Annotated in this window: 1 protein-coding gene; it reads left to right on the top strand. The window is 34.6% G+C overall.

Annotated elements, in window-relative coordinates:
• Positions 1 to 2: 2 nt before the first annotated feature.
• Positions 3 to 602 (top strand): transposase (locus Q1A47_RS20585; protein WP_299632758.1); only part of this gene is annotated, 600 nt, incomplete at its 3' end.

Below are 602 nucleotides of genomic sequence, written 5' to 3' on the forward strand. Positions count from 1 at the left end.
TTATGTTTAAACATTATACCATGAATCAAGTCGTTTTGCCTTTAGATTTTGAAATGAAATTACAAGAAAATGATATCGCCTATGCAGTTAACCATATTGTAGAACATATCCCAGAAGAATCATTTGTGGGATTTTTGCGCGAAACAGGTTGTCCTGCATACCATCCTCGAATGATGATGAAGATTATCTTATGTGCCTATACACAGTCTGTTTTTTCTGGCAGAAAAATAGAGGGATTAATCAAAGACAGTGTACGTATGATGTGGTTAGCACAAGGCTATGAACCAAGTTATCGTACCATTAATCGTTTTCGTGTTCATTCCGAAGTAAAAGAATTATTACGTCAGTGTTTTGTCTTATTTCGTTGTCAACTTGTTGAAGAGAAGGCGATTGAAGAAGAGGCTATTTTTATTGATGGTACGAAAATAGAGGCAAATGCCAATAAGTTTACCTTTGTATGGAAAAAATCCATTGAAAAATACAGCACCGATTTAATAGAGAAGTCGAATCAAATGTATGAGGAATTACTGGAAAAAGAAATTATTCCTGAAATAGAAAGGGAAAGTTCCGATGAACTTTCAAAGGAAGAACTCAGTGAAGTG

Source organism: uncultured Virgibacillus sp., assembly GCF_947495635.1.
In the GTDB taxonomy this organism is placed as follows: Bacteria; Bacillota; Bacilli; order Bacillales; family Amphibacillaceae; genus Virgibacillus; species Virgibacillus salarius.